This is a genomic window from Hydrogenophaga sp. RAC07 (assembly GCF_001713375.1).
Classification (GTDB): domain Bacteria; phylum Pseudomonadota; class Gammaproteobacteria; order Burkholderiales; family Burkholderiaceae_C; genus Hydrogenophaga.
Map to the genome: position 1 here is coordinate 3,849,430 of NZ_CP016449.1, position 19,485 is coordinate 3,868,914.

The following is a 19,485-nucleotide window of genomic DNA, read 5'->3' on the forward strand; positions in this document are numbered from 1 at the left end:
GCGCCGCCTGCGGCGTCACCCCCCAGGGGGCGATGCCTGTGGCCCGGCAAAGCCGGTTCCACGGCATCCTGGAACGCAGACACCTCGCGCCGGAGGTCAGGCCAGCGCTCTTTGAATAATGATCTTCTGAATGTCCGACGTGCCTTCGTAAATCTGGCACACCCGCACATCCCGGTAAATGCGCTCCACCGGGAAGTCGCTCACATAGCCATAACCGCCAAACACCTGGATGGCCGCCGTGCACACCGCCTCGGCCATTTCGCTGGCAAAGAGCTTGGCCATGGCCGCTTCCTTCAAACACGGCTGACCCGCGTCGCGCAGGGCCGCCGCGTGGTGCGTGAGCGCGCGCGCCGCTTCGATCTGTGTCGCCATGTCCGCCAGGCGAAACCCCACCGCCTGGTGGTTGAAGATGGGCTGGCCAAAACTGGAGCGGTCCTTGGAATAGGCCAGCGCACAGTCGAACGCGCTGCGCGCCATGCCGATGCTCTGCGCTGCAATGCCGATGCGACCGCCTTCCAGGGCAGACAGCGCGATCTTGTAGCCCTCGCCCTCGGCGCCGATCAGGTTCCCGGCCGGAATGCGGCAGTTGTCGAAATTGATCTGTGCGGTGTCGCTGCTGTGCTGGCCGAGCTTGTCCTCCAGCCGCGCGACCACATAACCCGGTGTGCTCGTGGGCACGACAAACGCGCTCATGCCCTTCTTGCCTGCGCCCTTGTCGGTGACCGCAATCACGATCGCGAGATGCCCGTTCTTGCCGCTCGTGATGAACTGCTTCACACCGTTGAGCACGTATTCATCGCCCTCCTTCGTCGCCGTGGTGCGCAGGGCAGACGCATCCGATCCCACGTGCGGCTCGGTCAGGCAGAACACACCGAGCATCTGGCCGGCGGCCAGCGGGCGCAGCCATTGCTCTTGTTGTTGCGCATTGCCGTAGCGCATCAGGATCGCATTGACCGGACAGTTGGTGACCGAGATCGCGGTGCTGGTGCCGCCGTCACCGGCCGCGATTTCTTCGAGCACCACGGCCAGCGTCACATAGTCCAGCCCCGCGCCGCCCAGCGCCTCGGGCACGCAGATGCCGTAGGCGCCGAGCTCGGCCAGGCCCTTGTGCACGTCGGTCGGAAAGTGGTGTTCCTTGTCCCACTTCGCCGCGTGCGGCCAGAGCTGCTCCTGGGCAAAGCTGCGCACCGCGTCGCGGATCATGAGTTGGTCTTGGTTCAGCATGGCCAGGTCGTGTCCGGGTCAAGCCAGCTCAATCGCCATCGCCGTGGCTTCACCGCCGCCGATGCACAGCGTGGCCACGCCCTTCTTGCCGCCACGCGCCTGCAGCGCGTGCAGCAGCGTCACCAGAATGCGCGCACCGCTGGCGCCGATGGGGTGACCCAGCGCGCAGGCGCCGCCGTTGACGTTGACCTTCTCGTGCGGGATGTTCAGCTCGGTCATGAGCGCCATGGGCACCACGGCGAAGGCTTCGTTGATCTCCCACAGGTCCACCTCATTCACGCTCCAGCCGGTTTTGGCCAGCAGCTTCTGCGTGGCGCCCACCGGGGCGGTGGCGAACCAGTTGGGTTCCTGGGCGTGGGTGCTGTGCGCCACGATGCGCGCCAGTGGCTTCAGGCCCTGAGCCTTCGCGGTGGATTCGCGCATGAGCACCAGCGCGGCAGCACCGTCGTTGATGGACGAGCTCGACGCGGCGGTGATGGTGCCGTCTTTCTTGAACGCGGGCTTGAGGCTGGTGACCTTGTCGAGCTTGACCTTGCCCGGGCCTTCGTCGGTGGACACCACGCGCTCGCCACTGCGGTCCTTCACCGTCACGGGCGTGATCTCGGCGGCAAAGGCGCCGTTCTCGGTGGCGGCCTTGGCGCGCGTGACCGAGGCAATGGCAAAGGCGTCCTGCTGCTCGCGGGTGAAGCTGTACTTGGCCGCGCAGTCTTCGCCGAAGGTGCCCATCGAGCGGCCGGCCTCGTAGGCGTCTTCCAGGCCGTCCAGCATCATGTGGTCGTAAATCTTGTCGTGCCCCATGCGGTAGCCGCCGCGACCCTTGAGCATCAGGTAGGGCGCGTTGGTCATGCTCTCCATGCCGCCGGCCACCATCACGCTGGCGCTGCCGGCAAGGATCATGTCGTGCGCGAGCATGGTGGCCTTCATGCCCGAGCCGCACATCTTGGACAGCGTCACGGCGCCGGCCGATTTCGGCAGACCGCCCTTGAAAGCGGCCTGGCGCGCGGGTGCCTGGCCCTGGCCGGCCATCAGGCAGTTGCCGAACAGCACTTCGTCCACCTGCTCGGGCTTCACGCCGGCGCGCTCGACCGCTGCCTTGATGGCGGCGCCACCCAGGTCGTGGGCGGAGAGGCTGGCGAAGTCGCTCTGGAACGAGCCCATGGGGGTGCGGGCGGCGCCGACGATGACGATGGGGTCTTGGGACATGGTGGATCTCCTTGAAGGGGTGGAAAAAGTTCAGGCGAGCGCGTGCGACAGAAAACGCCGTTCGCGCTCGTAGGGAAAAACATCGAACACATGCCCGGCGGCGATGCGTTCCTTATGCGATTGCCAGAAGGCGGCATCCAGCAGGTCGGCGTGGTGCTGCATGAAGACCTCGCGCACCACCGGGTTGCCGAGCAGAAACGGGCCGAAGGTCTCGGGAAACACGTCGTGCTTGCGCACCGTGTACCAGACCTCGCCCGACATTTCGTCTTCCTCGGTGCGCGGCGCCGGCACGCGTCGGAAATTGCAGTCGGTGATGTACTCGATCTCGTCGTAGTCGTAGAACACCACCTTGCCGTGGCGCGTGATGCCGAAGTTCTTCCACAGCATGTCGCCCGGGAAGATGTTGGCGGCCACGAGGTCCTTGATGGCGTTGCCGTATTCGATGACCGTGTGCTCGATCTGCGCGCGCGCGCCCGCGTCGAAGGCTTCCTGCAGGTGGATGTTGAGCGGGATCATGCGGCGCTCGATGTAGCAGTGCTTGAGGATCACCTCGGTCGTTCCATCACCATCGCGGTCGCTGATCTCGAGCTGGCTGGGCGCGAACTTCTGGATCTCGGCGATGAGCTCGTCGGTGAAACGGTCGCGCGGAAAACCCACCTCGGAGAACTCCAGCGTGTCGGCCATGCGACCCACCCGGTCGTGCTGTTTCACCAGCAGGTATTTGTTGCGGATCTGCTCGCGCGTGGTGTCCTTCTGCGGCGGGTAAAAGTCCTTGATGACCTTGAACACAAACGGGAAACTCGGCAGGTCGAACACCAGCATGACCATGCCCTTGATGCCGGGCGCAATCCTGAACTTGTCGGTGCTGTGCCGCATGTGGGAGAGGAAGTCGCGGTAGAACAGCGTCTTGCCCTGTTTGGCCAGGCCGAGCGCGTTGTAGAACTCGGCGCGCGGTTTGCGCGGCATCAGGCTGCGCAGGAACTGCACGTAGGCGCTCGGTATCTCCATGTCGACCATGAAGTAAGCACGCGCGAAGCTGAACAGGATCAGCAGGTCGTCTTCACCAAACAGCGCCGCATCCACCACCAGTTTCCCGTCGGTGTTGTGCAGGATGGGCAGGGCGAACGGCACGTCCTGAAAGCCGTTGATGATCTTGCCGACCACGTAGGCGCCCTTGTTGCGGAAGAACAGGCCCGAGAGCACCTGAAACTGGAAATTCGCGCGCAGCTTCACGTGGTCGAAATGCCGCTTCATCGCAGCCAGCACCAGAGCGGCATCGCGCTCCAGGTCTTCAAACGGCACGCGCAGGTCAAAGTCCTGGAGGATGCGCAACACCTCGGCCTGCATCGTCTCTGCCGTGGGGTAGTAGCAGCGGTAGGTGGGCTTCGCGCTGGGTTCGTCGTTCTCGATGTACTCGGTGGAGACCGCCGGGCGCACGAAGATGAAGTCGTTCTGAAAGTAGGCGCGGCGCAGGATCTTGGTGGTGACCGAGTTGAAGAAGGTCTCGGCCAGCTCGGGCTGGTGGTGGTTCACCAGCAGCCCGATGTAATGCAGCTTGACCTGCTCCCACACGTCCATGGGCTGTGTGTCGGCGCCAAACTCCTTCATGAGCCGCATCACACATTCCTTGACCCGCAGGTCGTAGAACTCGATGCGCTCGCGCTGGGCGCGCTGCTGGCCCAGCCAGTCGCGCGTCTCGAACCGGTGCTGGGCGCGCGACGACTCGGTGCGGAACAGCCGGTAGTGCCGGTTGAAGCCGTCCATCATGGCCTTGGCGATCGCGTAGGCCAGGGTCGAGTCGAGGCGCTGGGGGAACATGGCGTGTCCCGTCGGGGGTGAAACGGGAGGTGCCGCCGCTCAGCTCTGGCGCACCGAGCCCACGCCGGCCACGGCCTTGCGGTAGGCGGCGTCGATCTGGTCTTTGTTGTCCACCGTCATGTGCATGTCGTGCAGCAGGCCGTCGCGCAGGCCGTACACCCAGCCGTGCAGCGTGAGCGATTGACCCCGCGCCCAGGCGTCCTGCACCACCGTGGTTTGTGCCACGTTCATCACCTGCTCGATGGCATTGAGTTCACACAACACGTCGGCGCGGTGCTGCTCGGGCGTGGCGTCCAGCAAGGCCGAATGCCGGTCGCGCACGTCCTTGATGTGGCGCAGCCAGTTGTCCGCCAGGCCCACGCGCACATCGCGCAGTGCGGCCTGCACACCACCGCAACCGTAGTGGCCCACCACCATGAGGTGTTGCACCTTGAGCATGTCCACCGCGTACTGGATGGTCGAGAGGCAGTTGAGGTCGGTGGGCACGACCACGTTGGCCACGTTGCGGTGCACGAACACCTCGCCCGGGTCCAGACCGGTGATCTGGTTCGCAGGCACGCGGCTGTCGGAGCAGCCGATCCACATGTATTGCGGGCTCTGCTGGGCCAGCAGGTCGGTGAAGAAGCCGGGGCGCGCGGCCACCATGTCGGCGGCCCAGACGCGGTTGCGCTCGAAAAGGTCTTTGAGTTCGGAAGTCATGGCGCGATCTTAGAGCGTCGGTCGTGCGTCAGCAGGTCTCGGCGAACAGTTCACGGCCGATCAGCATGCGGCGGATCTCGCTCGTGCCGGCGCCGATTTCGTACAGCTTGGCGTCGCGCCACAGTCGGCCCAGGGGATATTCGTTGATGTAGCCGTTGCCCCCGAAGATCTGGATGCCGTTGCCCGCCATCTTGGTGGCTTCTTCGGCACACCACAGGATGACGGAGGCGCAGTCCTTGCGCACCTGGCGCACGTGTTCGGCGCCGAGCAGGTCGAGGTTTTTCGCCACGGTGTAGGCGAACGAGCGGCCGGCCTGCAGCACGGTGTACATGTCGGCCACCTTGCCCTGGATGAGCTGGAACTCGCCGATGCTCTGGCCGAACTGCTTGCGGTCGTGGATGTAGGGAACGATGTTGTCCATCACCGCCTGCATGATGCCCAGCGGCCCGCCGGTGAGCACGGCGCGCTCGTAGTCCAGCCCGCTCATGAGCACCTTGGCGCCGTTGTTCAGGCCGCCCAGGATGTTCTCGACCGGCACCTCGACGTTGTTGAACACCATCTCGCCGGTGTGGCTGCCGCGCATGCCGAGCTTGTCGAGCTTTTGTGCGGTGCTGAAACCCTTCATGCCCTTCTCGACGATGAAAGCGGTGACGCCACGCGCACCCATCTCGGGTTCGGACTTGGCGTAGACCACCATGGTGTCGGCATCAGGCCCGTTGGTGATCCACATCTTGCTGCCATTGAGCAGGTAGTAGCCCCCCTTGTCTTCGGCTTTCAGCTTCATGCTGATCACGTCCGAACCGGCGCCCGGCTCGCTCATGGCAAGTGCGCCCACGTGTTCACCGCTGATGAGCCTGGGCAGGTACCTGGCGCGCTGCGCCTCGCTGCCGTTGCGCTTGATCTGGTTCACACACAGGTTGCTGTGCGCCCCGTAGCTCAGACCCACGCTGGCCGAGGCGCGCGAGATTTCCTCCATGGCGATCATGTGGGCCAGGTAGCCCATGCCGGCGCCGCCGTACTCCTCGCCCACGGTGATGCCGAGCACGCCGAGGTCGCCCATCTTGCGCCACAGGTCCATGGGGAACTGGTCGCTCTGGTCGATCTCGGCCGCACGCGGGGCGATCTCGGCCTGCGCAAAATCGCGCACCGCGTCGCGCAACGCATCGATGTCTTCACCGAGCTGGAAATTGAGGCCGGGCAGGTTGGTCATGGGGCGTGTCTCCAAAGAAGATGAAAGCGGGCTTCAGCCCTGGATGTTGTCGCGGCCGACGACGGCCATGAGCGTGCAGCCCATGGTGGCCACCAGTTTCTCCTGTCCGCCGTCGATGGCCCAGGCCTGTCCCTCGCACACCGTGACGGTGCGCCCGGGTTTGATGACGGTGCCGACCATGCGGAAGTGCTGGCCCTGCGCGGGCGCCAGCAGGTTGATCTTGAACTCGATCGTGAGCACCGCCGCGTCGGATGCCATCAGTGAGAACCCGGCGTAGCCGCAGGCCGAATCGAGTGCGGTGGCCACCATGCCGGCATGCAGAAAGCCGTGTTGCTGCGTCAGCGGCTCGGCCCAGGGCAGCGTGATCTCCACCTGCCCGGGTTTCACCACCGCGAGCGTGGCACCCAGGGTGCGCATGGCGGCCTGGCGGGCAAAGCTCTCGCGCACGCGGGCGTCAAAGTCGGGGTTGCGGGGTTCGAAGGTGGGTGGGTTCACAGCGTTCTCGGTGCGTGGGGGCAGCCCTGGATTCTACGTTGACGTTTACGTAAACGTCAATTTCAAGCGCCTGGACGCAGGGCTATGCTCGACCCGCCATGCCCTTCACCCTCAACGCCCCGGTCCACAGCGACCAGACCCTCAAGAAAAGCCGCTTCATCGGCTGCGTGGAGCCGGTGGCCGACCGCGCCGCAGCGCTGGCGCGCGTGGCCGGGTTGCGCGCGGAGCACCCCGGCGCCACGCATGTGTGCTGGGCGCTCATGGCTGGCGGGCACTCGGCCGCCAACGACGACGGCGAACCCGGCGGGACGGCCGGGCGCCCCATGCTGGAGGTGCTGCGCCACCAGGACCTGGAAGGTGTGCTGGCCACGGTGGTGCGCTACTACGGCGGCACGCCGCTGGGCGCAGGTGGGCTGGTGCGCGCCTACACCGACAGCGTGGCCCAGGCCCTGTTGACCGCGGACAAGGTGCCGGTGATTCGCTGGCAGCGGCTGCGCTGTGTGTTGCCCTATGCGCTGGAAGGCTGGCTGCGGCGAGAACTCGACGGCTTTGGCGCCACGCTGGCCGAGGTGCAGCACGGTGACGGGGTGGACGCCACGCTGCGTGTGCCGGAATCGCGCGCGGCAGCGCTGGTGGCGCGCATCAACGATGCCGGGCAAGGTCGGGTGCTGTGGCGCAACGCAGAACCCGACTGAGGCGTCAGGCCCCGCGGCTCAGGACGACGAGCACCAGACCCACCGCCGCCGGCAGCGCCTGCACGTAAAGAATCTTGCGGCTGGCCGTGGCCGCGCCATACAGGCCGGCGATCAGCACACACAGCAGAAAGAACACCTTCACGCCGAAGCCCTCGGGCCCCAACCACAAACCCCAGAGCAAGCCGGCCGCCAGAAAGCCGTTGTACAGGCCCTGGTTGGCGGCGAGCACCTTCGTGGCCGCGGCCGACGCAGGCGTCTGGCCGAAGGCCTTGAGACCCGCCGGCTTGTCCCACAGGAACATCTCGAGCACGAGAAAGTAGAAATGCAGCAGCGCGACGAGCGCCACAACAACGCCGGCAATCAAGGACATGGCGACCCCTCCCACAAAATGAACTCAGGACTTCTTGTCCAGCTTGGCCAACAACGCGCGGGCCTCTTTTTCGTGCACCTTCACCTCGTCGAGGTTGGCCACCAGATCGGCCATCTGCTCTTCGAGCTGGCGGCGGTGGTCGGCCAGCACGGTGAGGAACTTGCGCAGCTGCGGACCGGTGTCGCGCGGACTGTCGTAGGTGTCGATGATGTCCTTGGCTTCGGTCAGCGACAAGCCCAGGCGCTTGGCGCGCAGGGTGAGCTTGAGTCGCGTGCGATCGCGCGCCGAATACACCCGGTTGCGCCCGCCCGGGCCTTCGCGCTGAGGCTCCAGCAGCCCCATGTCTTCGTAGAAACGGATGGCGCGGGTGGTGAGGTCGAACTCGCGCGCCAGATCGCTGATGGTGTAGGTCGGGTTCGTCGCCATGGGATCAGAGCTGTCGTTTCAGGCCGTGTCGGGTTGCAGACAGTGCGCGGCGGTGCCGCTCCGTAGAATGCCCTGTTGGTTGACGTTTACGTCAACGTCACCTCGGCATCTTAACGGAATCCCGCCCGCATGAACCCCACCCGCGAACAGCTCGAAGCACGCCTGCACTACCCCCTGGGCGCGACGCTGCCCGAGCCCGGCCACACGCTGGAAGTGGCGCCCGGCGTGAAGTGGATCCGCATGGCCCTGCCCTTTGCGCTGGACCACATCAACCTCTGGCTGCTGCGCGACCACCTCGACGGCAGTGAGGGCTGGACCGTGGTGGACTGCTGCATTTCGCACGACGCGGCCAAGGCACAGTGGGAAACGATCTTTGCCAACGAACTCGACGGCCTGCCCGTGCTGCGTGTGATCGTGACGCACATGCACCCCGATCACATCGGGCTGGCCGACTGGCTGTGCACGCGATGGGGCGGACGCGCCGCCGGGCCGCCCCAAGGCGAGGCCAGCCCCCTTGGGGGGCAGCGAAACGGCGAAGCCGCAAGCGTGGGGGCACCAGTCTGCAGGCTCTGGATCAGCGCCACAGACTTCACCATGGCGCGCATCGGCTCACAAAGCACCACCGGCTTCGGTGGCGAAGCCGCGGCCGCCTTCTTCGCCTCGCAAGGCCTGAGCGACCCCGAGAGCCTGGAGAAGATCCGCGGCCGCGCCAGCTACTACCCCAACCTCGTGCCCTCCGTGCCGGCGCAGTACCGCCGGCTGTACGAAGGTCTGCAAGTGCCCGTCGGCGGGCGCCTGTGGCGCTGCATCAGCGGCTACGGTCACGCACCTGAACACATGGCGTTGCACTGCGAGGCGCTCGGTGTGCTGATCAGCGGCGACATGGTGCTGCCACGCATCTCCACCAACGTCAGCGTCTACGACCAGGAGCCCGAGGCCGATTCGCTCACGCTGTTTCTGGACTCGCTCACGAAGTACCTGCCGCTGCCCGAAGACACCCTGGTGCTGCCCTCGCACGGCAAACCTTTCACGGGTCTGCACGAACGCATCCAGCAGCTGCAGGACCACCACCGCGACCGGCTCGACGAGGTGCGCGTGGCCTGCCGGGAAAAACCTTGCAGTGGTGCCGACATCCTGCCGGTGCTGTTTCCCCGCACGCTCGACCTGCACCAGACCACCTTCGCCATGGGCGAGGCCGTGGCGCATCTGCACTGGTTGTGGATGGCGGGCGAGCTGCTGCGCGAGCAGGACGCTGCCGGCGTCTGGCGCTTCAGCCCAGCCAGCCGCCGGGCCGCCCCAAGGCAGGCTTAGCCCCCTCGGGGGGCAGCGACCCGCGCAGCGGCGGAGCGTGGGGGCTCAACGAGCCAGCCGCCGGGCCGCCCCAAGGCAGGCTTAGCCCCCTCGGGGGGCAGCGACCCGCGCAGCGGTGGAGCGTGGGGGCACAACCCTCACTCGCCCAGCGGCACGGCCGCGCTGCGCAGCGCCTTGCGCCTTGACGCGTGGTCGGGCATGACGCTGGCCACCACGTCCCAGAACTGCGGGCTGTGGTCCATGTGGTGCAGATGGCTGAGCTCGTGCACCACCACGTAGTCCACCATCTCCAGCTTGAGGTGGATCAGGCGCCAGTTCAGGCGGATGGTGCCGTCGGCGCTGGCGCTGCCCCAGCGTGTGCCCGCGCTGGAGAGGCGCAGCCTGGAATAGCTCACCCCCAGTTGCGGCGCAAAGTGGTCCAGCCGCTGGGCGAACAAGGCCTTGGCCCGCTTCATCAACCAGGCCTGCGCGGCGTCGCGGATCTGGGCTTCGTTCGCGTTGCCCGCCAGCCCCAGCCGCAGCGTGGCGAGCGCGCCGGGGCCGGTGGCCGCTTCAAAGACCGCACCCACCTGCGTGAAGCCGTGCGCCGGGTCGAGCACCAGGCGCAGGCGTTCACCCAGGTAGTCGAACTCGGCGCCGTCGGCCCAGGTGATGCGGGCCTGCGCCAGGTCGCCTGCGCGTTCGCGCGCACTCTGCAGTTTCTCCAGCACCCAGGCCGACTTGTCGTGCAGCAGCGCTTCGACCTCGCCCACCGGCGTCCAGCGCGGCGCGCTCACGCTCAGGCCGTCCGGGCTCACCGACAGGCCGATGGTGCGGCGTTTGCCGCGCTTGAATTCGTAAGCCACGTCGCACGAGCCCAGGCGCAGCGTTCGGTTGGCACGCGGGTGGTGCCAGGTCGCTGGCTGGAACACCTGGGCCATCGGCAGCGCGGGTGCGGCGGCCACGTCGGCCCGCGGCGTTGGCGCAGGTCGCAGCGGCTCGGGGTCGGGGCCACCGAGGAAGTCGAGCGCCAGCTGAAGAAAGCGCTGCATGGCCTGGCTCAGCCCTGTGGATAGGCCGTGGGGTCGAGGCGGCGCATTTCGGCTTCGATCCAGTCCTCGACTTCGCGCATCAGCTCGTCGGGCTGACGGCCCTGGCTGGGGATCGGTTTGCCGATGGAAAACTCCACCGTGCCCGGCTTCTTCACGAAAGCCTTGCGCGGCCAGCACTTGGCCGAGGTCACGGCGATCGGGATCACCGGCGCGCCGGTCTCCACCGCCAGGCGCGTGCCGCCGCTTTTGTAGGTGCCCTTCTGGCCGCGCGGGATGCGTGTGCCTTCGGGAAACATGATCACCCAGGTGCCCTGGTTGAGCAGGCGCTGGCCTTGTTCCACCACCTTGTTGAAGGCCTGGGCGCGTTTGCTGCGGTCGATGTGGATCATGTCCATGCGACCCATGGCCCAGCCGAAGAACGGCACGTACAGCAGCTCTTTCTTGAACACATAGGCCAGCGGGTGCGGCATGAGCGCGGGCATGCTGAAGGTCTCCCAGGTGGACTGGTGCTTGACCAGCAACACCGCCGGTGCGGTGCTGCCCACCGGCAGGTTCTCGAACCCGATCACGTGGTTCTTGATGCCGAGGATGACCGTGCCGCCGCTGACCGCCAGCTTGAGCCAGCCGGCGCACATCCAGTAGATCTGCGTGCTGTTGAGAAAGGGCGCAGCAATCAGCACCGCCAGCCCCCAAGGGATCACCGTCACCACCATGAAGAGCGTGTGCAGGACCGAGCGCAGGAAATTGAGGAGGTACATGGAAGGCGTTCAGGTCGTGGGCTGCGCGAGCAGCCAGTCGGCAAAGGCGCCGAGGTCGTCGTGGGTGTGGGTGCCCGGTGGCAGGTCGGGCGCGAGCGCGGCGAGATCGGTGTTCGTGCCGTGACCCACGCGGCCGCGCAGGTGCTCGGACTGCCCGGTGAGCAGCAGGTGGGGCGGGCAGCCCGCGGCGGCGGCAGCCTTCACATGGCGCAAGGCATTGCCGGCCGCCGGCACCGATGCCGGCGAGACGCCGAAACGCTCGCCGATCTGGGTGAACAGGCCGGGCAAGGGCTTGCGGCACGCACAAGCTTCATCGGGCGCGTGCGGGCAGAAAAACACCGCGTCCACCCGCGCGCCGACCGCGGCCAGCTGGCGGTGCATCTTGGCGTGGATGGCGTTGAGCGACGCCATGTCGAACAGACCCCGCCCGATGCCGGACTGGTTGGTGGCCAGCACCACACGCCAGCCCCCCTGGTTGAGCCGCGCCACCGCCTCCAACGCACCCGGCAGCGCCTCCCACTCGTCCGGCGAAGCGACGTAGTCGTCGCGGCTCCGGTTGAGCGTGCCGTCGCGGTCGAGGATGAGGAGTTTCATGGCGGGCTTCCGAAGGAGGGGCGCAGCGCAGGGCCGCCCCAAGCAAGGCCGCACCCCCATGGGGGGCAGCGACCCGCGAAGCGGTGGAGCGTGGGGGTCCTCATGCCACCAGGCGCGAGAGGTCGGCCACGCGGTTCATGGCGTCGTGCAGTTGCTTGAGCAAGCCGAGGCGGTTGGCTTTGAGGGCTGGGTCGTCGGCGTTGACCATGACGCCGTCGAAGAAGGCATCGACCGGGGCGCGCAGCGCGGCAAGGGACTGCAGGCTGGCGGTGTAGTCGCCGGCGTCGAACTTCGCGTTGGCGGCGGGCACGGTGGTTTGCATGGCGGCAAACAGGTCTTTCTCGGCTGGCTCGATCAGGACGGCTTCGTTCACCGTGGCCGCCACGTCGCCTTCGGATTTCTTGAGGATGTTGCCGATGCGTTTGTTGGCGGCGGCGAGGGCGGGGGCTTCGGGCAGCTTTGAGAATTTCTCTACTGCTTGAATGCGAGCTGAGATGTCATGCAAAGGTGGGCGCATTGAAACGACTGCATCGGCAACCTCGACACGTTGCTTGAAAGTTGCCACCAAGCGGTTTTGACAACGGTCGTAGATGAACTCTGTCAACTCAGTGCACACCTCGGCACTGATGAGTCCAGGCTTGAACTGCTGCTTAGCAAAGTCAAGCAGGCTCGACAGTTGTAGTTGCATGTGGCCAGCTCCGAGACTCGACGCCAGTCCAAGCAATTCGAAGCGATTGATCAACGTCAGAGCGTGGCGCCGCAGCGCAAAGGGATCTTTCTCACCCGTTGGCTTGAGGCCAATGCCCCAGATTCCAACGAGAGTCTCAACGCGGTCTGCGATATCCAATGTCATCGAGATCAAGTTCGCTGCGTTGGTATGGTCACGCTGCAACTGGTATTGATCAGCAATAGCAGCGGCAACATCCGCATGTTCACCGTCATGGCGGGCGTAGTAGCCACCCATGATGCCCTGAAGCTCGGGGAACTCACCCACCATGTCGGTCAGCAAATCGGCCTTGGCCAGCGTTGCTGCTCTTCCCGCTTGCTCGACATCGGCGCCAATTTTCGCCGCTACCCATTCGGCAATTGCCCGCACACGCTCTGTGCGCTCACCCTGCGTGCCCAGCTTGTTGTGGTAGACCACCTTGCCCAGACCCTCGACGCGCGAAGCCAGCGTCTTCTTGCGGTCCTGGTCGAAGAAAAACTTGGCGTCGGCCAGGCGCGGGCGCACCACGCGTTCGTTGCCGCCGATGACCGCGCTCGCATCGCTCGGGCTGATGTTGCTGACCACCAGGAACTGGTTGGTGAGCTTGCCGGCGGCGTCGAGCAGCGGAAAGTATTTCTGGTTCGCCTTCATCGTGAGGATCAGGCATTCCTGCGGCACGCCGAGGAACTGCGGCTCGAACGCGCAGATGAGCACGTTGGGCCGCTCGACCAGCGCGGTCACTTCGTCGAGCAGCGCGTCGTCTTCAATGGGCTTGCAGCCCCCGCCCACTTTCGCGGCGGCGGCAGCGAGCTGGCGCACGATCTCGGCCCTGCGCTCGGCGAACGAGGCGATCACGGCGCCGTCCTTCAGCAGCGTGGCCGCATAGCTGTCGGCGTCTTTCAACACCACCGGCGACACCGCAGCTTCAAAGCGGTGGCCTTGTGTGCTGTTGCCCGAGGTGAGCCCCAGCGCCTTCACCGGCACCACGCTGCTGCCGTGCAAAGCGACCAGCCCGTGTGCCGGCCGCACAAAGTTCACGCTGCTCCAGCCGGGCAGTTCGCAATCGGTCTCCAGCTGGTAGCTCATGACCTTGGGGATGGGCAGCTTGGCGAGCGATTCGTCCAGCGCTTTCTGCAGGCCCGCAGCCAACTCGACGCCGGGCGCCACGCTCTCGAAGAACAGCGCCTCGGCCTTGCCGTCGGGTGCGCGCTTGAGGCCGGCCACGGCGGTTGCGTCGGCACCGAGCGCGCCCAGGCGTTTGAGCAACGCGGGCGTGGGCTGGCCGCTGGCGTCCAGGCCCACACTCACCGGCATGAGCTTTTGCGACACGGCCTTGTCGGCTGCACGGCCCAGCAAGCCCGTGACGTGCGCGGCCAGGCGGCGCGGGGAGGCAAACGCCGTCACCACCGCATCGGCCGATGCCAGGCCCTGGGCCTTGAGCTGGTCGGCCAGCACGGTGGCGAAGGCGTCGCCAAGTTTCTTCAAAGCCTTGGGGGGCAGCTCTTCAACAAACAGTTCAACGAGCAGGTTCTGTGCGGTCATTCTTGTTCTTTCTCCGGGCGCTCACGCGGCCTTCTTCACCATCTGGTCCACCCACTCGCGCGGCGCCATGGGGAAACCCAGGCGCTCGCGGCTCTCGTAGTAGCTCTGGGCCACGCCACGCGCGAGGTTGCGGATGCGGCCGATGTAAGCGGCGCGTTCGGTCACGCTGATGGCGCCGCGCGCGTCCAGCAGGTTGAAGCTGTGTGCGCACTTCAAGACCTGCTCATATGCAGGCAGTGCGAGCTGCTGCTCCATCAGGTGTTTGGCCTGCTTCTCGTGCGCGGTGAAGGCGGTGAACAGAAAGTCGGCGTCGCTGTGTTCGAAGTTGTAGGCCGACTGCTCCTTCTCGTTCTGCAGGTACACATCTCCGTAGCTCAAGGTGTTGGTCCATTGGAGGTTGTAGACGTTGTCCACGCCCTGCAGGTACATGGCCAGTCGCTCCAGGCCGTAGGTGATCTCGCCGGTGATGGGCTTGCAGTCGATGCCGCCCACCTGCTGGAAGTAGGTGAACTGCGTGACCTCCATGCCGTTGAGCCAGACCTCCCAGCCCAGGCCCCAGGCGCCGAGCGTGGGGTTCTCCCAGTCGTCTTCCACGAAGCGGATGTCGTTCTTTTTCAGATCGAAGCCCAGCGCTTCCAGGCTGCCGAGGTAGAGCTCCAGGATGTTGCTCGGCGCGGGCTTCAGGACCACCTGGTATTGGTAGTAGTGCTGCAGGCGGTTGGGGTTTTCGCCATAGCGGCCGTCCTTGGGGCGGCGGCTGGGCTGCACGTAGGCGGCTTTCCAGGGCTCGGGGCCGAGCGCGCGCAGGAAGGTGGCGGTGTGGCTGGTGCCGGCGCCCACCTCCATGTCGTAGGGCTGGAGCAGGGCGCAGCCTTGCTTGTCCCAGTAGGACTGCAAGGTCAGGATGATTTGCTGGAAGGTCAACATGGGGCTGGCGCGTGGGCCGCGCAGAAGAAAGAAGGAGCGCGCCGGGCACGGCCACGCAAACTCCCGATTTTACGGGCGCGCCCTGCCCGGCCGGGCGCGCCTGTTCACTTCGCAGCGGCGTTCTTCGCGGCGCTGGGATCGCCCTTGGTCTTGGCCAGGGCGAAGTACTTGTCGAGCCACAGGCGCGCGATGTGGGCCTTGGAGATCTTCTTGAAGAAAAAGCTGATCGGAATGCCCACCGATTTGACGTCCGAGACCTGGGTGATGTAGTTGTCGAACGAGTTCATCAAGGTGTTGAGGTCAACGACCTTGTTGCTGCCGTGGTCGATGCTGCCCAGCCCCTGGATGACACTTTGCATCAGTCCACTCTGCAGGGCCACCTGCTGGCCGCCCTTGAGCGAACCCTCGGCCATGGAGCTTGCGGTCTGGTGTGAGTCGTAGGACCGGCCAGGCACGCTGGCGCCGGTGCGCTGCGGGTCGTCGAGCAAGCTCGCCACCCCCATGCGCAACTGCGACGAGGCCAGCGAGGGCACGCTGCCCAGCACGATGAGGTTGACGTGGGTGGACACGTTTTGTGTGCTGAGCAGCTTGCGCACGTTGTCCAGCACCGATTCGTCCACGCCAAAACCCCCGGTCGCGGCCTTGAGCCAGCCCCCCATGCGCATCTGGTCCTGCACCGCCTCTTCCTGCTCGGCGCCCAGGCCGGTGCCGGTCATTTCGTTGTTGACCATGTGCACCATGCCGATGAAGCTGGAGCCGTAGTTCGCACCGGTGAGCAGGGTGAGGCTGTTGGCGTCGGCGGTGCCACCCTGGGCTTCGGAGGCCTGGATCATCGAGGCCAGATCGGTGGTGTTGATGCCCTCGCCCGCCTTGCCGTGCACGCTGTTCCACACCTCCACCGCCTTGTCCACGTCGAGATTGAGCGGTTGCAACATCGCCGAGGAACGGTGGGTGGCGCTGGCGGTGATCACGATGGTGCCGATCAGGCTGTGGTTCTTGAGCTGCTGATGCACCTGCGCCGCAGCGGCCTTGGGCACGTCCCGCGCCGCCGGGCCCAGCGACGAGGTCGATTCCCTGATCACGCTCTCGATGTTGGCAATCGCCGTCGCGCTGGTGTCGTCGTTGCTGCCGTATGAAAAGTACTGGAGATCGATCTTGATGGAGTCGGACGCCAGCGGCAGGCGCTCGACCTGCACGCCTGAAAAGTCCAGCGGGCTCTCCAGCCCCGCCACGTTTTCAATCGCCGCCACCTCTTCGCGCAGTTGCTGCACACCGGTGTCGTTGGTGATGCGTGCCGTCATGTAGTCGCGCGCGGCGTCGCTCACGTGCTGGTTGAGTTCGGCAATGCGTGCCTTGAGTTCGGTGATGTCCACCCCCAGGCTGACCAGCTCGTTGATCGTCATGCTCAGCCCGCGCCGCATGGCTATGAAGGAGTTCATGCGCTCGAACGCGGCATCGGTCTTGGCCTGCAGACCGGCGATCTTCTCCAGCCGGCTGAGCAGATCGGTGTTGACGACGTGTCCCAGCACCAGCGCGGGATGGTCGAACGGAATGGATGACGCCATGGAGAAAGCCCTCAAGGATGCCCCGCCAACACGGTCGGGGGTCCTGAGTTGTACCAACGCCCCCGGCGTGGTGTCTGATGGACTTCTGAGCGATTCCTGCCGAATCGCTGATGCCTCGCAGCGGCTCAGCGCCGGCGGGTGCGGCCGCCGCGGCGACCCAGGCTGCGCAACGACGCAATGACAAGCACCAGCACCAGGCAGCCGACCCACATCGGCATCAGACCCCAGCGCGCGGTCCACTGTGCGTAGGGTGTGATGCCGCTGCGTCCCTGCACGGTGGCCTCCAGCCGGCCGCGCGTGAGGCGCTCCAGCTGGTGCGTGACCACGCCGTTGTGGTCGATGACCGCCGTGGCGCCGGTGTTGGTGGCCCGCAGCATGGGCCGGCCCAGCTCGATGGCGCGCAGGCGCGAGATCTGCAGGTGCTGGTCGATGGCCACCGAGTCGCCGAACCAGGCGATGTTGCTGAGGTTGATCAAGACACTGGGCGCGGTGGCGGCGTCGGTGAACGACGCGGCCAGCTCTTCGCCAAACAGGTCTTCAAAACAGATGTTGGGCGCGATGCGCTGCCCCGCCGCTGCCCACGAAGGCTGGGCCAGACCACCGCGGTTGAAGTCGCCCAGCGGGATGTTCATGAGATCGGTGAACCAGCGGAACAGCGGCGGGATGAATTCACCGAACGGCACGAGATGGTTTTTGTCGTAGCGGTAGATGCCGGCACCCAGCGCACCCGGTACATCGACCCGGGCCCGCTCCTTCGCGGCCGTCGCGGGGGTCAGGCCCCACACCGAATTGGTATAGCCCTGCTCCAGGCTGCCCAATGGCAGGCCGACCATGGCGCTCACGCCGGCGGCGGGCTGCTCGGCCAGGCCGCCGAGCAAGGGCTTCCAGAATTCAGCGCCGAGTTGGTTGGGCAGCAGCGGCACAGCGGTCTCGGGCGCCACCACGAGCTGCGGCCCAATGGCGGGGTTGGCGCGCGCGGCTTCCACCGCCAGGCCGATCTGCTGCGGGTACCAGAACAAGGCCTGTGCGATGCCGGTGCCAGGCACGAATTTCTGGTCCTGCGGGATGTTGCCTTGCAACAGCCACACCCGCAGCTCGCCGGTGCTCGCAGTGCCGCGCTGCCCCAGGGTCCGCCAGGCCTGCCCACCCCCGAGCATGCTCACCAGCAAACCACCCACCAGAAGCAGCAAGATCAATGAGCGCGCCAGGCCCCACCATCCGTCGGTCAAGCCCGGCACCACACGGGCCTGCACGCGCGCACCCGGTGCAGCCATGCGGGAACCCGCGGCTGTGCGACTGACCGGCCGGCTCACCGGCGATGCCAGCCAGGTGCTCAGGCGCCGCCACAGACCCGAGACCATGGAGGCCACGGCGTAGGCCAGGATCGCCGCCAGGAAACCCATGCCGTACACGCCCACGAGCGGTGCCCAGGGCGCCATCAGGTCCACCTGTGCGTAGCCGCCCGCCCCCCAGGGGAAACCGGTGAACCAGTGGCCGCGCGCCAGCTCGGCCAGGGTCCAGAGCGACGCAAACAACAGCGCCTGCGCGGTGCGCGACACAGGCGCCCAACTGCAGAGCAGGCCCACGGCCACGGCGTAATAAATGGACAGCAGACCGGCGAGCGCGAGCACCGCGAGTACCGCCAGCCAGGCCGGCAGCCCCCCAAAGGTGTGCAGCGAGATGAACAGCCACCAGAAGGTGCCCGACAGCCAGGCGGTGGAAAACACCCAGCCCCGCCAGGCCGCCTGCCCCACGCGCGTGGCGTACTGCAATGCGAGAACCAGCAGGGACAACGAGACGATCTGCCAGAAGCCACTGGGCTGCCCGGCGGTCATGCCCGGCAGGCTCCAGCCGGTGAACGGCCAGGCGATGGACGCGGCCTGCAACACGCCGCCCAGCAGGCATATCCAGAACCAGAAAAAACCGCTGCCGCGTGCGCTGCGCCCCGGAGGGCGGCGGCTCATCGGGTTGAAGCTCGACGGGGTGTGGAGCGATCCAAAGAGGCTGCGCATGACCGGGTCGGGCTCGGGGCGCGGCTCAGGGCTCGGCCGGAACCGGCGAGACCTTGAACCACTTCACCGCACCACCCTTGGTGTGCAGCACGACAAAGCGCAGGCCTTCGAGCTCGTGCACCTCACCGCGCTTGGGCACATGTCCCATGGCGTGGGCGATCATGCCGCCGATGGTGTCGAAGTCGTCTTCGGAGAGCTTGAGGCCGAACGATTCGTTGATGCGCTCGATCGAGGTGTCGCCGCTGACGCGCCAGGTGCTGTCGGCCAGCGCAAACACATCGCCTTCGTCCTCGGCCACATCGAACTCGTCTTCGATCTCGCCGACGATTTCTTCCAGCACGTCTTCGATGGTGATGAGGCCGGCCACGCGGCCAAACTCGTCGATCACGATGGCCAGGTGATTGCGGTTGCCGCGGAACTCGCGCAGCAGATCGTTGAGACCCTTGGTTTCGGGCACGAAGGTGGCCGGGCGCAGCAAGGCGCGGATGTTGAGCTCGGGCGCGCGCTGCAGCTTGAGCAAGTCTTTGGCCAGCAGGATGCCGATGATGTTTTCGCGCTCGCCCTCAAACACCGGAAAGCGCGAGTGCGCTGTGTCGATGACCAGATGAAGCAACTCGTCGTAGGGCGCGTCGATGTCCAGCACATCCATGCGCGGGGTGGCGACCATCACGTCGCCAGCGGTCATGTCGGCGATGCGGATCACACCTTCGAGCATCACCCGCGACTCGGCGTTGATGATGTCGTTGTCCTCGGCGTCGGCGAGGGTTTCGATCAGCTCGTCCTTGGAGTCCGGCCCGGGGTGGATGAACTCCGCGAGCTTTTGCAGGAAACCACGCTTGTCGACATGCCGCAGGCTGCGCTGCGGCCCACCACTGGGAGAGGATTCGGCCACTGAAGGT

General features: G+C 66.1%; 18 protein-coding genes. 2 read left to right on the forward strand and 16 right to left on the reverse strand.

Going from position 1 to position 19,485, the window contains the following annotated elements:
• Positions 1–96 precede the first annotated feature (96 nt).
• From BSY239_RS17910 to BSY239_RS17935, 6 genes are read right to left on the reverse strand one after another with little or no spacing between them, the layout of a single operon-like run.
• Positions 97–1,224 carry an acyl-CoA dehydrogenase family protein gene (locus tag BSY239_RS17910; protein WP_069047993.1) on the reverse strand — a complete coding sequence of 376 codons (1,128 nt, stop codon included), beginning with the start codon at positions 1,222–1,224 and terminating at the stop codon, positions 97–99.
• 18 nt (positions 1,225–1,242) lie between these two features.
• Entirely contained in the window at positions 1,243–2,427 is a 1,185-nt protein-coding gene (locus tag BSY239_RS17915) for an acetyl-CoA C-acyltransferase (protein WP_069047994.1), read from the reverse strand.
• 30 nt (positions 2,428–2,457) lie between these two features.
• Positions 2,458–4,245 carry a bifunctional isocitrate dehydrogenase kinase/phosphatase gene (gene aceK, locus BSY239_RS17920; RefSeq protein ID WP_069047995.1) on the reverse strand — a complete coding sequence of 596 codons (1,788 nt, stop codon included), beginning with the start codon at positions 4,243–4,245 and terminating at the stop codon, positions 2,458–2,460.
• Positions 4,246–4,284: 39 nt separating this feature from the next.
• The gene (gene can / locus BSY239_RS17925; RefSeq protein ID WP_069047996.1) at positions 4,285–4,944 is read right to left on the reverse strand and encodes a carbonate dehydratase; all 660 of its coding nucleotides are present in this window, start codon (positions 4,942–4,944) and stop codon (positions 4,285–4,287) included.
• A gap of 28 nt (positions 4,945–4,972) precedes the next feature.
• A complete protein-coding gene (locus tag BSY239_RS17930; RefSeq protein WP_069047997.1) occupies positions 4,973–6,154 on the reverse strand; it encodes an isovaleryl-CoA dehydrogenase in 1,182 nt (393 codons plus the stop codon).
• Between the two features lie 33 nt (positions 6,155–6,187).
• Complete coding sequence (locus tag BSY239_RS17935) at positions 6,188–6,571, reverse strand: PaaI family thioesterase (protein ID WP_083240218.1); 384 nt, start codon at positions 6,569–6,571, stop codon at positions 6,188–6,190.
• A 176-nt stretch (positions 6,572–6,747) separates the two neighbouring features.
• Between BSY239_RS17935 and BSY239_RS17940 the strand changes: the two genes are divergently transcribed.
• A complete protein-coding gene (locus BSY239_RS17940) occupies positions 6,748–7,344 on the forward strand; it encodes an IMPACT family protein (RefSeq protein ID WP_069047999.1) in 597 nt (198 codons plus the stop codon).
• A gap of 4 nt (positions 7,345–7,348) precedes the next feature.
• Here BSY239_RS17940 and BSY239_RS17945 read toward each other — a convergent pair whose 3' ends face one another.
• Together BSY239_RS17945 and BSY239_RS17950 are read right to left on the reverse strand one after the other, a co-directional pair.
• Positions 7,349–7,714, reverse strand: a complete 366-nt coding sequence (locus tag BSY239_RS17945) for a DUF1304 domain-containing protein (RefSeq protein ID WP_069048000.1) — start codon at positions 7,712–7,714, stop codon at positions 7,349–7,351.
• 24 nt (positions 7,715–7,738) lie between these two features.
• On the reverse strand, positions 7,739–8,140 hold the full coding sequence (locus tag BSY239_RS17950) for a MerR family transcriptional regulator (RefSeq protein ID WP_069048001.1): 402 nt from the start codon (positions 8,138–8,140) through the stop codon (positions 7,739–7,741).
• Between the two features lie 129 nt (positions 8,141–8,269).
• On the opposite strand from BSY239_RS17950, the gene BSY239_RS17955 reads away from it, so the two are divergent.
• Positions 8,270–9,451 carry an MBL fold metallo-hydrolase gene (locus BSY239_RS17955; protein WP_069048002.1) on the forward strand — a complete coding sequence of 394 codons (1,182 nt, stop codon included), beginning with the start codon at positions 8,270–8,272 and terminating at the stop codon, positions 9,449–9,451.
• 137 nt (positions 9,452–9,588) lie between these two features.
• Here BSY239_RS17955 and BSY239_RS17960 read toward each other — a convergent pair whose 3' ends face one another.
• The 8 genes from BSY239_RS17960 to BSY239_RS17995 form a co-directional block, all read right to left on the reverse strand.
• Positions 9,589–10,482, reverse strand: a complete 894-nt coding sequence (locus BSY239_RS17960) for a M48 family metallopeptidase (RefSeq protein WP_069048003.1) — start codon at positions 10,480–10,482, stop codon at positions 9,589–9,591.
• Between the two features lie 8 nt (positions 10,483–10,490).
• Positions 10,491–11,240, reverse strand: a complete 750-nt coding sequence (locus BSY239_RS17965) for a lysophospholipid acyltransferase family protein (protein WP_069048004.1) — start codon at positions 11,238–11,240, stop codon at positions 10,491–10,493.
• 9 nt (positions 11,241–11,249) lie between these two features.
• Complete coding sequence (gene gmhB / locus BSY239_RS17970; RefSeq protein ID WP_069048005.1) at positions 11,250–11,834, reverse strand: D-glycero-beta-D-manno-heptose 1,7-bisphosphate 7-phosphatase; 585 nt, start codon at positions 11,832–11,834, stop codon at positions 11,250–11,252.
• A 100-nt stretch (positions 11,835–11,934) separates the two neighbouring features.
• The gene (gene glyS / locus BSY239_RS17975; RefSeq protein ID WP_069048006.1) at positions 11,935–14,082 is read right to left on the reverse strand and encodes a glycine--tRNA ligase subunit beta; all 2,148 of its coding nucleotides are present in this window, start codon (positions 14,080–14,082) and stop codon (positions 11,935–11,937) included.
• A gap of 21 nt (positions 14,083–14,103) precedes the next feature.
• Positions 14,104–15,009 carry a glycine--tRNA ligase subunit alpha gene (gene glyQ / locus BSY239_RS17980; RefSeq protein ID WP_069048007.1) on the reverse strand — a complete coding sequence of 302 codons (906 nt, stop codon included), beginning with the start codon at positions 15,007–15,009 and terminating at the stop codon, positions 14,104–14,106.
• Positions 15,010–15,113: 104 nt separating this feature from the next.
• On the reverse strand, positions 15,114–16,574 hold the full coding sequence (locus BSY239_RS17985; protein ID WP_069048008.1) for a hypothetical protein: 1,461 nt from the start codon (positions 16,572–16,574) through the stop codon (positions 15,114–15,116).
• A gap of 125 nt (positions 16,575–16,699) precedes the next feature.
• Positions 16,700–18,538 (reverse strand): apolipoprotein N-acyltransferase, encoded by a 1,839-nt coding sequence (gene lnt / locus BSY239_RS17990; RefSeq protein ID WP_069048009.1) that lies wholly within the window; start codon positions 18,536–18,538, stop codon positions 16,700–16,702.
• A gap of 73 nt (positions 18,539–18,611) precedes the next feature.
• A complete protein-coding gene (locus BSY239_RS17995; protein WP_083240060.1) occupies positions 18,612–19,478 on the reverse strand; it encodes an HlyC/CorC family transporter in 867 nt (288 codons plus the stop codon).
• Positions 19,479–19,485 lie beyond the last annotated feature (7 nt).